This window comes from Lactobacillus crispatus (genome assembly GCF_018987235.1).
Classification (GTDB): Bacteria; Bacillota; Bacilli; order Lactobacillales; family Lactobacillaceae; genus Lactobacillus; species Lactobacillus crispatus.
In genome coordinates this window covers 1,566,867-1,580,815 of record NZ_CP072197.1, presented here as the reverse complement: position 1 = coordinate 1,580,815, position 13,949 = coordinate 1,566,867, and the positions used below count along the sequence as shown (strand labels likewise).

The window sequence follows — 13,949 nt, the reverse complement described above, 5'->3', positions numbered from 1 at the left end:
TTTTTAAAATCGTGTATCTTTTTCTTGAATTACGAAAAATACATTGTTATACTAACAGTGTCGATTGGGAAATGTATGAATTGAATGAAAAGTACGTTTCTCTTATATTTTTAAGCATTCTGGGACACAAAACGACACGTAGGTGGTCGATAGATGTCCCATGGAAAGGAGGGAACGATGGATTCGGACTTTTCTTTGCTCGAAGCGCTCGTTCCCGACGTCTTAAAGATTCTTCGACAAAGGTATCTTGTCCTTGAGCAGATTTCGCTACATGCGCCAATTGGACGCCGGAGTGTTGCTCAGCATTTAGGGCTTTCAGAGAGAAACATCAGAACTGAGACTGAGTACTTAAGTCAATTAGGATTGATTGAAACAAAAAGTTTTGGGATGTTTTTAACTGAAAAGGGTGAGAAAACATTAAAAGATGCAGGACCATTGCTTGATCGCCTCTTTAATGCCGGTGAAACGGAAGTAGCATTAGCCAAAAAATTAGGGATTGAAAGAACATTGATCGTTCCTGGTAATGCGGATTTCCAAGACCGAGTATATGAGGAGATGGGAGAAAAATTAAGTTCAGCTTTGAATTTACTCTTGCCTTTAGGCCATTCAATAGTTACAATTCTAGGTGGAGCGGCGTTAGCTAGATCTGCTAAGTATTTATCACCAGATTTAGCTAACAATCGCCAGTTGGAATTTGTTCCAGGTCGAGGAGCTTTGGGCGAAAATGTAGAGACGCAAAGTAATACAATCGTCCAAGAAATGGCTGCTAAGACTTCAGGTACTTATAAGACATTATATTTACCTGAGCAGGTTTCAGATGATGCTTACAAATCTTTGATTCGTGAGTCCTCGATCGCAGATGTTCTGCAAGACATTTCTCAAAGTGATGCTGTGATTCATGGTATTGGGTTAGCTCAAGAGATGGCACAGCGCAGAGGCTATAATTCAATTAAGCTATCTGAACTTCGTGAGAAGAGAGCCGTCACCGAATGTTTCGGGTGTTTCTTCGATGAACATGGCAAGGTTGTTGACCGCATCACCCAGGTTGGATTGCAGTTCGAGAACCTATACAAAATACCCCACATATTTGCTTTTGCTTGTGGTGCCCGAAAGGCTCAAGCAATTAAAGCTTATATGCCTAATGCGCCTCATCAAACCTGGCTAATCACTGATGAGGGCGCCTCAAATATGATTTTAAAGGGGAAATGAAATCCCGTTTAAAATAAATGTTGTTTATAGTTCTTAAGGAGGACTTTAGGTTATGACAGTTAAAATTGGTATTAACGGTTTCGGCCGTATCGGTCGTTTAGCATTCCGTCGTATTATGGACCTTGGCGAAAAGTCAAAGGACATTGAAGTTGTTGCTATCAACGACTTGACTACTCCAGCAATGCTTGCTTACTTGCTTAAGTACGACACTACTCATGGTACTTTCAACCACGAAGTTTCATCAACTGAAGATTCAATCGTAGTTGACGGTAAGAGTTACCACGTATACGCAGAACCACAAGCACAAAACATTCCATGGGTTAAGAACGATGGTGTTGACTTTGTTCTTGAATGTACTGGTTTCTACACTAGCAAGGCTAAGTCACAAGCTCACATCGATGCAGGTGCTAAGCGTGTATTGATCTCAGCTCCAGCTGGTAACGACTTGAAGACTATCGTTTACTCAGTAAACGAAGACACTTTGACTGCTGATGACAAGATTGTTTCAGCTGCTTCATGTACTACTAACTCACTTGCACCAATGGCTAACGCTTTGGACAAGGAATTCGGTATCGAAGTTGCTACTATGACTACTATCCACGCATACACTGGTACTCAAATGACTTTGGATGGTCCTTCACGTAGTGGTAAGGAACAAGACGCTCGTGCTGCTGCTGAAAACATCATTCCTCATACTACTGGTTCAGCTAAGGCTATCGGCTTGGTATTGCCTAACTTGAACGGTAAGATGAACGGTCACGCACAACGTGTTCCAGTTCCAGATGGCTCAGAAACTGAATTAGTATCAATCTTGAGCAAGAAGGTTACTGCTGACGAAGTTAACGAAGCTATGAAGAAGTACGAAAGCCCATCATTTGCTTACAACGGTGACCACATTGTTTCTAGCGATGTTCTTAACATGACTGCTGGTTCAATCTTTGACCCAACTCAAACTATGGTAACCACTGCAGGTGACAAGCAATTAGTTAAGACTGTTGCTTGGTACGACAACGAATACTCATTCACTTGCCAAATGGTACGTACTTTATTACACTTTGCAACTCTTTAATCATTAATTTTAATTAACTGATTATATAGTTAAGTGGTAATTGAGAAGGCGGAGGGAGATTCTTCCTTCCGCCTTTTTTTGAAGAAAAAATATCAAAATAATCGGAGGATTATAATGGCTAAATTAATCGTTGACGATCTTGATGTTAAAGGCAAAAAGGTCTTAGTACGTGTAGACTTTAACGTTCCAATTAAGGATGGCGTTATTGGTGACGACAACCGTATCGTTGCTGCACTTCCAACTATTAAGTACATCATTGAACACGGTGGCAAGGCTATCTTACTTAGCCACTTAGGTCGTGTTAAGTCAGATGCTGACAAGAAGGAATTATCATTAAAGCCAGTTGCTGAACGTTTAAGTGAACTTCTTAAGAAGCCTGTAACTTTTGTACCATCAAACGAAGGTAAAGAAGTTGAAGACGCTATCAACAACATGAAGGATGGAGACGTTATCGTTCTTGAAAACACTAGATTCCAAGACATCGACAACGACTTTGGTAAGCGTGAATCAGGTAACGATCCTAAGCTTGGCGAATACTGGGCAAGTCTTGGCGACATGTTTGTAAATGATGCATTTGGTACTGCTCACAGAAGTCACGCTTCAAACGTTGGTATCGCAACTGCTATGAAGGAAGCTGGCAAGCCTGCAGCAGCTGGTTACTTGCTTGAAAAGGAAATCAAGTTCTTAGGTGATGCTGTTGAAAACCCAGTACACCCATTCGTAACTATTCTTGGTGGTGCTAAGGTTTCAGACAAGATTGGTGTTATCGAAAACTTAATTCCTAAGTCAGACCACATTTTAATCGGTGGTGGTATGGCTTACACATTCTTAGCAGCTCAAGGCCACAGCATTGGTAAATCATTATTTGAAGCTGACAAGGTAGACCTTGCTAAAGAATTACTTGCTAAGGCTGGCGACAAGATCGTTCTTCCTGTAGATAACGTAGCCGCAACTGAATTCTCAAATGATGCTTCACGTGAAGTTGTTGGTGATGATATTCCTGACAACATGATGGGTCTTGACATCGGTCCTAAGACTGTTGAAAAGTTCAAGGAAATCTTGAAGGATGCTAAGACTGTTGTTTGGAACGGCCCAATGGGTGCATTCGAAATGCCTAACTTCGCTGAAGGTACTTTGGAAGTTGGTCGTGCATTGGCAGACCTTAAGGATGCAACTACTATCATCGGTGGTGGTGACTCAACTGCTGCTGCTAAGCAATTAGGCATTGCTCCTAAGATTACCCACATTTCTACCGGTGGTGGTGCTTCACTTAACTACCTTGAAGGTAAGGAATTGCCAGGTATCGCTTGCGTTTCAGACAAGTAATAGTAAGGAAAGGACAATAGATTAATGAGTCGTACACCAATTATTGCTGGTAACTGGAAGTTACATATGAATCCAGAACAAACTACTGAATTCGTTAACGCTGTTAAGGATAAGTTACCAGACCCAAGTAAGGTTGAATCACTTATTTGTGCACCTGCAGTTGACCTTGACGCTTTGAGAAAAGCTGCTGAAGGCTCAAACTTACATATCGGTGCAGAAAACTGTTACTTTGAAGACGAAGGTGCTTACACTGGTGAAACTTCACCTAAGGTCTTGAAAGAAATGGGTATGGACTACGTAATTATTGGTCACTCAGAACGTCGTGGTTACTTCCACGAAACTGACGAAGACATTAACAAGAAGGCTAAGGCAATCTTTGCTAATGGCTTGAAGCCAATCATTTGCTGTGGTGAATCACTTGAAACTCGTGAAGCTAACAAGCAAGAAGACTGGGTAGTTGCTCAAATTAAGGCTGCTTTAGACGGCTTAACTGCTGAACAAGTATCTTCACTTGTTATTGCCTACGAACCAATCTGGGCTATCGGTACTGGTAAGACTGCTTCATCAGATCAAGCTGAAGAAATGTGCAAGACTATTCGTGAAACTGTTAAGGACTTGTACAACGAAGAAACTGCAGAAAACGTTCGTATTCAATACGGTGGTTCTGTAAAACCAGCTAACGTTAAGGAATTAATGGCTAAGCCTGATATTGACGGTGGCTTGGTTGGTGGTGCTTCATTAGTACCAGAATCATTCTTAGAATTGGTAAACTACCAAGACTAATTCATAAAAAATAATTTAGATTAATAATCTAGAATTTTTAGGGTCAAATCATTAGATTTGGCTCTTTTTTATATAGTTTGATAGTTAAAAACAAGTTCGTTGATAAAGTAAATAAAAATGATCAAGCCATTGATAAATCACTTGATCATTTCACTATATTTTTTAATAGAAATTAAAGTTGTCTTGTTTAGAAAAATAGATGTACTAAGTTAAATAACAAATTATTAAGCTATAAGCTAGCTCTAAAGACATTATTTAGCTGTCTTTAAAGTAAAATAATAACATCTAGCCCTTGTATTTTTGGCTGAACGAAGTATAATAAGCTATGGAGATTGAATCAAATTAGATTTAACCTTCATTATTCAGTCTCTGCCTAATAATTCCTTATTACTTAATAAATATAAACTTTATGGCAGAAGATACATCTACATCTATATCACTTTCTAGAAGAGCAGTTATGAAAATTTTCATGACTGCTTTTTTTGTTTAATTTGGATTTACCTCAAATCCAATTGGCGGAAAACTAGGCAGTTTCAAAGGCGTAACATGCCATTGTGTAAATAGAACGGATGTCAAAAGAATAAAGGGGACGTCTTCAGGCTTAGTAATATCACAAATTAAAACGCCTCCGCGATCTCCCATGATTGTTTGGACACTTGCTACACTCTTGATTCCAGAACGAAAAGTATAAGTACCACGTTTAATACTACCTGTAACAATATACTTTAATTGGGTCAAATAGAATATGTTTGCAGTAGGTGTGTTTAACTTTTTTACGCCTACTAAAGAGTGGTTGACGACATCAATTGTGAACGAAGCAATTAGGCCCGCACCATCAGAAAACAGACGTCCCACTTCCTGTTTACGGAAATTATTTAGATATAAAGTGTGGTTTGGATTATCAAGATTGCCTTGAATAAAAAATTCAGCTTTTCCATTTTGATTAAGCACAGGAATTTGACCGTAATCCTTTTCCTGATTAAGTTCTAGCCAAAATCGCATACTTACTCACCTCATAACTTTAAATATTGTTATTATCTGCAATAAATTTATTTAAAATATAAGCTACTCCATCTTCATTGTTTCGCTTGGTGACTACCTGAGCTATTTTCTTAATAGCTGGAATCGCATTGCCCATCGCAACGCCAGTACCTGCTGTTCGGATCATACTCTCATCATTTAAATTATCACCGATTGCAGCGATTTCCTCAGGCTTGATACCTTTTAACTTGGCATAATCAAGTAAGGCAAGACCTTTTTGAGCATGTTGCTCATTGATTTCAATATTAGAAGATGAACTTGAAGTTACTACTAGATCGCCCATTGTAGCGATTTCTTTTTTGATATCGGTAAAAGCTTCATGTCCCCGAGAGTCAAAAGCAATAATTTTCATTACTTCTATTTTAGGATCTTGCAATAAATTATCGAAACTGTGGATTTGTTTCATATTCATAATAGTCTTATTACCAGCAGAAATTGCTACAGCTTGACGAAAATCAAGTAGAGGATTTAGATCTACCATTAAATGAGCTACATTTGAAATACGTTGATCTAGATTTTCACTATAAACCTGATTGGCGGTTAAAATTTCAAAGTAAAAGCCTGCTCGATGTAGTAAATGCACTAGCTGTTGTGCTTTTGCCTTGGGAATGCTGTGTTTGATCATTAATTGCTCATTTTCGTCAAAAACCAGGGCACCATTAAGATTGATAAAACCGGTATGCAAATCAGCATCTTTGAGAACTGAACGTGATTCGCGTGGGGCCCGGCCAGTCGCAATTAAAAATTCAATGCCGCTACTTTGTGCATTTTTCACAGCTTTTGCATTAGCAGCAGAAACAGCCATCTCTGAATTAAACAACGTGCCGTCAAGATCACAAGCAACTAATTTGATCATAATTTCTCTCCCATTTAGTATTAAATTAATGATACCATAAAGAGGAGAAGAAAAGAGGGTGTAAGACTTGGCTAAAGAATTAATTGGCAACGATTGGGATCAAGTATTGGATCCTGTTTTTGCAAGTGAGAAATATCACGAATTGCATAATTTTTTAAAAGAAGAATATTCTACTAAACAAATTTATCCTGATATGTATCATATTTTTACGGCTTTTAAATTAACACCGTTTGCTAAAACTAAAGTGGTAATTTTGGGTCAAGATCCATATCATAATCCTGGTCAAGCTAATGGAATGAGTTTTTCCGTCATGCCAGGTACAACTTTGCCGCCATCACTTAAAAATATCTATAAGGAACTCTATGATGATGTCGGAGCTCGGCCTGTTAATCACGGTTACTTAAAAAAGTGGGCCGATCAAGGTGTGCTTTTGCTGAATGCGGTTTTGACGGTACCGTATGGGCATGCTAACGGTCACCAAGGCAAAGGTTGGGAAGATGTGACTGATACTGCAATTAAGGCTCTGAGTGAGCGTGGAAAAGTCGTCTTTATTTTGTGGGGTCGATTTGCTCAAAACAAGATTCCATTAATTGATCAAAGTAAGAATTTTATCATTAAATCATCACATCCAAGTCCATTTTCGGCTGATCGAGGGTTCTTTGGCTCGCGACCGTTTTCGCGGTGTAATATGGCATTGAAGAACTTTGATGAAACGCCGATTGACTGGCAATTGCCAGAAACGATAAGTAAGTCTGATTTAGCATAAGAGGTAAAAAATGAGCGTATTTTCATTATTCAAAAAACAAGTTGAAGCAGCAAAAGATAAGAAAAGAATTGTTTTTCCAGAAAGCGATGATTTAAGAATTCTTACTGCCATAGCTAATTTGAAAAAAGATGGCATTATCGAACCAATTTTAATTGGAAATCCAGATGAGATTGCTAAGTTAGCTAAAGAAAATAATTTAGACTTAGCTGGTGTTAAGATTTATGACCTCAATCATTATGATGAACTTGATCAAATGGCAGCGGAATTTGTTAAAGCTAGACGAAAAGATACCAGTATTGCTGAAGCAAAGCTCAAGTTAGCCCAAGGTAATTACTTTGGTACCATGTTGGTGAAGATGGGAAAAGCAAACGGTATGGTTTCCGGTGCTGCTCACTCAACGGCTAACACTGTTTTGCCAGCTTTACAATTAATTCATGCAGCTAAGGGGATGCATCGAGTATCCGGCGCTTTCGTAATGGAAAAGGGCGATGAGCGTTACATTTTTGCCGACTGTGCCATCAACATTAATCCTGATGAAGAAACTTTAGCTGAAATTGGCTATCAATCTGCTCTGACTGCCAAGATGGCCGAAATTGATCCTAAGGTCGCATTTTTGAGCTTTTCAACTAAGGGTTCAGCCGAAGGACCAATGGTTGATAAGGTACATGATGCAGCAGCTATGTTCCAAAAGGATCATCCAGAAATTCCAGCTGATGGTGAATTGCAATTTGATGCCGCTTTTGTACCTGCAGTTAGTGAAAAGAAGGCACCAAACTCAAAGGTAGCTGGACATGCGAATGTCTTTGTTTTCCCAGAATTACAATCAGGCAATATCGGTTATAAGATGGTTCAAAGATTAGGTGGCTTCACTGCTGTTGGCCCAATTTTGCAAGGTTTAGCAGCTCCAGTGAATGACCTATCTCGAGGCTGCAGTGAACAAGATATTTATGATTTAGCAATTGTTACTGCCGCACAAGCTTTAGCAAAGGATGAAAAGTAATGACAAAGTTAGAAATTAATTCTGCTGATGGAATGCAGAAATTAGGTGCATCCCTAGCCAAAACGGCCCAGCCCCACGATTTATTACTATTAAATGGTGATTTGGGTGCAGGCAAGACAACCATGACTCAAGGATTAGGACGAGCATTAGGCATACATCGGCCTGTTAAGAGTCCTACATTCACCATTGTGCGTGAATATCGAGAAGCTAAGTTGCCGCTCTTTCATATGGACTTTTATCGTTTGGAAAATGATGATTTATCCTCGATTGATTTGGAGGGCTATTTAGCAGAACCAGGTTTAGTGGTAATTGAATGGCCACAACTAGTAATGAATGATTTGCCAGATGAGTATTTGCAACTCACGATTACCAGAGTGGACGATAGTTGGGATTCAACTAAACGGGTTGTTGAATTTACTCCTCATGGTAAGCGCAATGAAGAATGGGTCAAAGCTGCGTTAACTGAATTTAATAAGTAAAGCAAAAATCTCTAGGATCAAAATTCCTAGAGATTTTTCATATCTGATAAACCAAATTTTTGATTGCTTCATCACCAAATTGCTCTTCTTGCTTGATTAAAATCCCAGCACATGCTTCACTATCACTTAATGCGTTATGGTGGTGCCACAATTCAACGTTTAAGGCCTCAGAAACTGTGTCTAATTTGTGGTCAGGCAGTTCTGGTTCGAGTAATTTACTGCTAGCTAAAGTGTCAATGACCAAATAGTGGGGCTCCTCAATACCGTAACGTGCCAGGCTTTGCCGCATGACATTAGTATCAAAGCGAGCGTTATGTGCGGCTACAAGCATTCCTGGTTGATACAATTCTTTAATGTGGGGCCAGACCTCTGCCATTGTTGGAGCGTTTTTAACGTCCTCAGCTGTAATTTGATGTACTTGAATATTTCGCGCGTCAAATGGCATTTGAGGATTAATTACTGTATAAAAGCGATCAACAATTTTATTATTTCTCACCATTACCAAAGCAAGTGAACAGGCACTTTCTGGATAATGGTTGGCTGTTTCAAAGTCCATTGCAATAAAATTCATAAAATTCTCCTTTTAAAAAAGTATATCATTAATATTAATGAAGCTAACGCCTTTATGCGGTAAAATAAAACAAGAAACTTTAAGGAGGCAACAGCGTGGAATTACTTGATTTGAAAGAAAAAGGGATTGATATTAAAGAGCAAATCCCATTAAGCAGATATACTTTTACTAAGACAGGTGGACCAGCTGAATATTTGGCCTTTCCTAAGACGACTGATGAAGTAGAACAATTAGTAAAAGTCACACGTGAAAATGAAATTCCATTAACAATTATTGGCAATGCCTCAAATCTAATCATCCGTGACGGCGGAATTGATGGGTTAGTAATTATTTTGACTGAATTAAAAGAGATTAAAGTAGAAGATAATCAAGTTACAGCTGATGCTGGTGCACGGATTATCGATACAGCTTTTGCGGCTGCTCATCATGGTTTGAGCGGAATGGAATTTGCTGCTGGAATTCCTGGTAGTATTGGCGGTGGTATTTTTATGAATGCTGGTGCCTATGGCGGTGAGATGCAAGAAGTAGTGCAAAGCGTTAATGTTTTAACCAGAGCAGGAGAATTTAAAACATATTCAAACGCAGAAATGAACTTTTCTTACCGACATTCATTAGTTCAAGAAAATGGCGATATTGTATTAAGCGCCACTTTTGCACTCAAGTCAGGCGATAAGTTAGAGATCTTAGATCATATGCATTATTTAAATGCTTTACGTCGTTATAAGCAGCCACTTGAATATCCATCTTGTGGCAGTGTCTTTAAGCGGCCTACTGGGCACTTTGTTGGTCCGATGATTATTAAAGCTGGTTTACAAGGTAAACAAATCGGTGGCGCTCAAGATTCAATGAAACATGCAGGTTTTATCGTGAATAAAGGCGGTGCTACTGCAACAGATTATTTGAATTTAATTCATTTGATCCAAAAGGTAATTAAAGAAAAGTTTGACATTGACTTACACACAGAAGTTAGGATTATCGGCAAAGAAAAGTAAAATATTTTAGCAAAGACAAGCTACAGGCTGGAAGGCTTGCAGCTGTTTTTTATGTGAGGGATGGAAATGGATATTATCAAACTAAAACACATCACCAAAAAATATGATGATGGGTTTGTAGCATTAAAAGATATAAATTTAACTATTGAATCTGGTAAATTTTATTCACTACTTGGTCCTAGTGGCTCGGGAAAATCGACAATTTTGCGAATTATTGCTGGCTTTACTCAGCCATCTAGTGGTCAAGTCCTCTTTGATGGTAATGATATTACTGACCTTGATGCTTCAAAAAGACATATCAATACAGTTTTTCAAAATTATGCTTTGTTTCCACACCTGGATGTTTTTCAAAATGTGGCGTTTGGCTTGAAAATTAAGAAAAGACCAATGAGTGAAATCAAGCCAGCTGTTAAAGATGCTTTGCATATGGTTCGTCTAGACGGTTACGCTAACCGCGAAATTTCGGAACTTAGTGGAGGACAGCAGCAGCGTGTAGCTATTGCCCGGGCAATTGTTAATGAACCTAAGGTTTTACTATTAGATGAGTCGCTATCTGCTTTGGATAAACGTTTACGAAAAGACATGCAATTTGAATTACGGGCAATTCAGAAAAAGCTAGGCATTACCTTTATTTTTGTTACGCACGATCAAGAAGAAGCTCTATCAATGAGTGATAAAATTTTTGTTTTAAATGATGGGCAGATTCAACAAAGTGGTAATCCGGTAGCAATTTACGATGAGCCAGTGAATGACTTTGTAGCACGTTTTATTGGTGACTCCAATATTTTATCTGGTCGAATGATTCATGATTACGAAGTGGAATTTGCTAATAATAAATTTAAATGTGCCGATGGTGGGATGAAGCCTAATGAAAAGGTTGAAGTAGTTATTCGTCCCGAAGACTTGGATATTGTTAAACCAGAAGATGGGAAGATTGTGGTTACAGCACAGACGCAATTATTTTTAGGTGATCACTTTGAGATTAAGGCAATTGATGCCAATGAAAATGAATGGCTGATCCATTCTACTAATGGAGTTAAATTGGGACAACGTGTTGGGCTCTTTTTTGATCCAGAAGATATTCACGTCATGCGGTTAAATGAAAGCCAACACGATTTTGATGCTCGACTAGAAAAGTATGAGGCGGATGAAAATGAAAAATAAAAAGATGTTTTTTATGATTCCATATCTGCTGTGGATTATTCTCTTTGTCATTTTGCCGATTTTATTGATTCTCTGGTATTCGTTTACTGATAGTAATAACGCATTCACGCTCAGAAATTACGTTGAATTTTTTAAAAATGGTACCTTTTTAAAAATGATGCTTAACTCATTTTGGTATGCATTTTTGATCACCTTGTTGACGTTGGTAATTTCGTATCCGGCAGCGTATTTTTTAATTAAAATGAAAAACCAGCAGCTGTGGCTGTTATTGATCATTTTGCCAACATGGATTAATTTGCTGCTTAAAGCATATGCATTTATTGGCATTTTAGGTAATGACGGTTTAGTAAATAAATTTTTACATTTATTTGGTATTGGTCCCGTAAATATTTTGTTTACTGATTTTGCTTTTATTTTTGTGGCGACTTACATTGAAATTCCGTTTATGATTTTGCCAATTTTTAATGCGATTAAAGAGATTAATCCTGCAGTCATTCATGCCTCTGAGGATTTGGGTGCTAGTAAATGGCAAACTTTTTGCTATGTTTTATGGCCGCTTTCTCGTCCAGGAGTTGAAAGCGGCGTTCAGGCCATCTTTATCCCATCATTGTCATTATTTATGTTAACAAGGCTGATCGGCGGCAATCGGGTAATCACATTAGGGACTGCTATCGAAGAGTATTTTATGACCACAATGAACTGGAATATGGGGGCCACAATTGGAGTAATTTTAATCGTGCTGATGGTGGTAGTCATGTTGATTACTAGCAAAAAGGCTAGAAGAAAGAAGGTAGATTTATGAGAAACAGACATTTAATCGCTAAGATCTATCTTGTTTTTACTTTGATCCTATTATATGTACCCATTTTTTATTTGATTTACTTTTCATTTTCTAGTGGTAAAAACATGAATAAATTTGAGCACTTTACATGGGCTCATTATCAGACTTTATTTCAAGATAATCGCTTATTAGCGATATTTTTGGAAACTATCCTACTAGCGCTGTTGTCCAGTTTAATAGCAACAATTATTGGGACATTTGGTGCAATTGCAATTGCTGCGATGAAAAAAGAATCTAATAAGAAAACAACCTTAGCATTAAACAATGTCTTAATGGTGTCACCTGATGTAATTATTGGTGCTAGTTTTTTGATCTTTTTTACAGCATTGGGAATTGGCTTAAATTTTGGTTCTGTATTGTTAAGTCATATTGCCTTTTCTATTCCGATTGTGGTTTTGATGGTCTTGCCGCGACTTAATGAAATGGATATGTCGCTTATTGATGCAGCACGTGATTTAGGGGCGAATTCATGGCAGGTTTTTAGTGATGTTTTAATTCCAGTTATTATGCCAGGCATCTTTTCCGGTTTATTTATGGCGTTGACCTATTCACTAGATGATTTTGCCGTAACTTTTTTCGTTACTGGGAATGGTTTTTCAACTCTTTCAGTTGAAATTTATTCTCGGGCACGACAAGGAATCGATCTTGAGATTAATGCTTTAAGTACCGTAATGTTCATTTTTGTCTTGTTGCTTGTAGGAATCTATTATTTTATTACTACTAAAAAGGGCAGAAAGAAAAATCATCGTGTGATGGGAGGCCTAGTTAAATGAAAAAGATTATGATGGCAATTGCAGCTATTTTAATTGCCTGTGCAGGCCTTTGGGGTTTATCCCATCATTTGGAGAAATCGTCTACCGGGAAAAATAAACAAAACTTGATTATCTATAACTGGGGCGACTATCTAGATCCAAAGTTAATAAAAAAGTTTGAAAAGCAGACAGGTTATCATGTTGTCTATGAGACCTTTGATTCCAATGAAGCGATGTATACCAAAATCAAACAAGGCGGAACGGCATATGATTTGACCATTCCTTCTGAGTATATGGTAACTAAAATGCGCAAGGCTCATTTGCTTGATCAGTTGGATCAAAAGCAAATTCCTAATTTGAAATATATTGGCAAGAGTTTTTTACATAAGTCATTTGATCAAAATAATGATTATTCTGTGCCATATTTCTGGGGGACACTAGGAATTGTTTATAATGATAAATTCGTCAAGCCAGGGGCAATTAAGACTTGGAATGACCTGTGGAGTAAAAAGTATCGCAGGCAAATTTTACTAGTTGATTCAGCTAGGGATGCAATGGGGATGGCATTGGTTTCTTTAGGATATTCAATGAATACCACATCTAGTATTAAACTACATTTGGCACAAACTAAGCTTAATAGTCTGGGACCCAATATTAAGGCGATTATTTCAGATGAAATGAAGATGTACCTAGTGCAAAATGAGGCAGCAATTGGCGTTACCTGGTCTGGTGAGGCTCATGAAATGATGGAACAAAATCCTCACTTGCATTATGTTGTGCCTAAGCAAGGATCAAATTTGTGGTTTGATAATTTTGTTATTCCTAAAACTGTACAAAATAAAAAAGCTGCACTTAAGTTTATTAATTTTATGCTTGAACCTAAAAATGCAGCGCAAAATGCGGAATATGTTGGATATGCAACCCCAAATACCGCAGCCCAAAAATTATTGCCGAAAAGAGTTAGAGATGACCGGCAGTTTTATCCTATTCAAAGTACGTTGAAGAATCTACAGGTCTTTAGAGATTTAGGTCCTAAGAAGACCCAAGAATATAATGACCTATTTTTAGAATTTAAAATGTATGCACGGTAAATTGGGGCG

At 38.0% G+C, this 13,949-nt stretch carries 15 protein-coding genes; 12 read left to right on the top strand and 3 right to left on the bottom strand.

Translation table 11 applies throughout. From position 1 onward, the window contains the following. The first annotated feature begins 177 nt into the window (after positions 1-177). From J6L97_RS07725 to tpiA, 4 genes are all read left to right on the top strand, one after another. Positions 178-1,209, top strand: coding sequence for a sugar-binding transcriptional regulator (locus tag J6L97_RS07725; RefSeq protein WP_035443110.1), 1,032 nt, complete (start codon positions 178-180; stop codon positions 1,207-1,209). A gap of 52 nt (positions 1,210-1,261) precedes the next feature. Beyond that, on the top strand, positions 1,262-2,278 hold the full coding sequence (gene gap, locus J6L97_RS07720; RefSeq protein WP_005718691.1) for a type I glyceraldehyde-3-phosphate dehydrogenase: 1,017 nt from the start codon (positions 1,262-1,264) through the stop codon (positions 2,276-2,278). 114 nt (positions 2,279-2,392) lie between these two features. Next, positions 2,393-3,604, top strand: coding sequence for a phosphoglycerate kinase (locus tag J6L97_RS07715; protein WP_005721494.1), 1,212 nt, complete (start codon positions 2,393-2,395; stop codon positions 3,602-3,604). A gap of 24 nt (positions 3,605-3,628) precedes the next feature. After that, positions 3,629-4,387, top strand: a complete 759-nt coding sequence (gene tpiA, locus J6L97_RS07710; RefSeq protein WP_005718695.1) for a triose-phosphate isomerase — start codon at positions 3,629-3,631, stop codon at positions 4,385-4,387. Between the two features lie 486 nt (positions 4,388-4,873). On the opposite strand, the gene J6L97_RS07705 is transcribed toward tpiA, so the two are convergent. Both J6L97_RS07705 and J6L97_RS07700 read right to left on the bottom strand, forming a co-directional pair. Continuing rightward, positions 4,874-5,389, bottom strand: coding sequence for an LURP-one-related/scramblase family protein (locus tag J6L97_RS07705; protein WP_005721490.1), 516 nt, complete (start codon positions 5,387-5,389; stop codon positions 4,874-4,876). A 19-nt stretch (positions 5,390-5,408) separates the two neighbouring features. After that, the gene (locus J6L97_RS07700) at positions 5,409-6,284 is read right to left on the bottom strand and encodes a Cof-type HAD-IIB family hydrolase (protein WP_057726461.1); all 876 of its coding nucleotides are present in this window, start codon (positions 6,282-6,284) and stop codon (positions 5,409-5,411) included. Positions 6,285-6,351: 67 nt separating this feature from the next. Here J6L97_RS07700 and J6L97_RS07695 point away from each other — a divergent pair, with 67 nt between their 5' ends. From J6L97_RS07695 to tsaE, 3 genes are read left to right on the top strand one after another with little or no spacing between them, the layout of a single operon-like run. Next, entirely contained in the window at positions 6,352-7,050 is a 699-nt protein-coding gene (locus tag J6L97_RS07695) for a uracil-DNA glycosylase (protein ID WP_005718702.1), read from the top strand. Positions 7,051-7,060: 10 nt separating this feature from the next. Beyond that, the gene (gene pta / locus J6L97_RS07690; protein ID WP_057726463.1) at positions 7,061-8,050 is read left to right on the top strand and encodes a phosphate acetyltransferase; all 990 of its coding nucleotides are present in this window, start codon (positions 7,061-7,063) and stop codon (positions 8,048-8,050) included. Next, positions 8,050-8,529 carry a tRNA (adenosine(37)-N6)-threonylcarbamoyltransferase complex ATPase subunit type 1 TsaE gene (gene tsaE, locus J6L97_RS07685; protein WP_013086076.1) on the top strand — a complete coding sequence of 160 codons (480 nt, stop codon included), beginning with the start codon at positions 8,050-8,052 and terminating at the stop codon, positions 8,527-8,529. The genes pta and tsaE overlap by 1 nt, the downstream gene beginning before the upstream one ends. Before the next feature lie 37 nt (positions 8,530-8,566). On the opposite strand, the gene J6L97_RS07680 is transcribed toward tsaE, so the two are convergent. Further along, the gene (locus J6L97_RS07680) at positions 8,567-9,100 is read right to left on the bottom strand and encodes a 3'-5' exonuclease (protein WP_005718706.1); all 534 of its coding nucleotides are present in this window, start codon (positions 9,098-9,100) and stop codon (positions 8,567-8,569) included. 95 nt (positions 9,101-9,195) lie between these two features. On the opposite strand from J6L97_RS07680, the gene murB reads away from it, so the two are divergent. The 5 genes from murB (at position 9,196) to J6L97_RS07655 (ending at position 13,940) form a co-directional block, all read left to right on the top strand. Further along, positions 9,196-10,092 carry a UDP-N-acetylmuramate dehydrogenase gene (murB, locus tag J6L97_RS07675; RefSeq protein ID WP_013086078.1) on the top strand — a complete coding sequence of 299 codons (897 nt, stop codon included), beginning with the start codon at positions 9,196-9,198 and terminating at the stop codon, positions 10,090-10,092. A gap of 66 nt (positions 10,093-10,158) precedes the next feature. Continuing rightward, positions 10,159-11,256 carry an ABC transporter ATP-binding protein gene (locus tag J6L97_RS07670; protein ID WP_080668506.1) on the top strand — a complete coding sequence of 366 codons (1,098 nt, stop codon included), beginning with the start codon at positions 10,159-10,161 and terminating at the stop codon, positions 11,254-11,256. Beyond that, on the top strand, positions 11,246-12,058 hold the full coding sequence (locus tag J6L97_RS07665; RefSeq protein ID WP_035443106.1) for an ABC transporter permease: 813 nt from the start codon (positions 11,246-11,248) through the stop codon (positions 12,056-12,058). Before J6L97_RS07670 ends, J6L97_RS07665 begins: the two co-directional genes overlap by 11 nt. After that, complete coding sequence (locus tag J6L97_RS07660; RefSeq protein WP_013086080.1) at positions 12,055-12,870, top strand: ABC transporter permease; 816 nt, start codon at positions 12,055-12,057, stop codon at positions 12,868-12,870. Before J6L97_RS07665 ends, J6L97_RS07660 begins: the two co-directional genes overlap by 4 nt. Next, positions 12,867-13,940, top strand: coding sequence for an ABC transporter substrate-binding protein (locus tag J6L97_RS07655; RefSeq protein WP_057726465.1), 1,074 nt, complete (start codon positions 12,867-12,869; stop codon positions 13,938-13,940). The genes J6L97_RS07660 and J6L97_RS07655 overlap by 4 nt, the downstream gene beginning before the upstream one ends. The last annotated feature ends 9 nt before the right edge of the window (positions 13,941-13,949 follow it).

Excerpts from the sequence above, each read along its gene's own strand:
- J6L97_RS07665 (WP_035443106.1), top strand. The coding sequence starts at position 11,246 with ATGAAAAATAAAAAGATGTTTTTTATGATTCCATATCTGCTGTGGATT.
- pta (WP_057726463.1), top strand. The coding sequence starts at position 7,061 with ATGAGCGTATTTTCATTATTCAAAAAACAAGTTGAAGCAGCAAAAGAT.
- J6L97_RS07680 (WP_005718706.1), bottom strand. The coding sequence starts at position 9,100 with ATGAATTTTATTGCAATGGACTTTGAAACAGCCAACCATTATCCAGAA.
- tsaE (WP_013086076.1), top strand. The coding sequence starts at position 8,050 with ATGACAAAGTTAGAAATTAATTCTGCTGATGGAATGCAGAAATTAGGT.
- J6L97_RS07660 (WP_013086080.1), top strand. The coding sequence starts at position 12,055 with ATGAGAAACAGACATTTAATCGCTAAGATCTATCTTGTTTTTACTTTG.
- J6L97_RS07655 (WP_057726465.1), top strand. The coding sequence starts at position 12,867 with ATGAAAAAGATTATGATGGCAATTGCAGCTATTTTAATTGCCTGTGCA.
- J6L97_RS07705 (WP_005721490.1), bottom strand. The coding sequence starts at position 5,389 with ATGCGATTTTGGCTAGAACTTAATCAGGAAAAGGATTACGGTCAAATT.
- J6L97_RS07725 (WP_035443110.1), top strand. The coding sequence starts at position 178 with ATGGATTCGGACTTTTCTTTGCTCGAAGCGCTCGTTCCCGACGTCTTA.
- tpiA (WP_005718695.1), top strand. The coding sequence starts at position 3,629 with ATGAGTCGTACACCAATTATTGCTGGTAACTGGAAGTTACATATGAAT.
- gap (WP_005718691.1), top strand. The coding sequence starts at position 1,262 with ATGACAGTTAAAATTGGTATTAACGGTTTCGGCCGTATCGGTCGTTTA.
- J6L97_RS07670 (WP_080668506.1), top strand. The coding sequence starts at position 10,159 with ATGGATATTATCAAACTAAAACACATCACCAAAAAATATGATGATGGG.
- J6L97_RS07700 (WP_057726461.1), bottom strand. The coding sequence starts at position 6,284 with ATGATCAAATTAGTTGCTTGTGATCTTGACGGCACGTTGTTTAATTCA.
- J6L97_RS07715 (WP_005721494.1), top strand. The coding sequence starts at position 2,393 with ATGGCTAAATTAATCGTTGACGATCTTGATGTTAAAGGCAAAAAGGTC.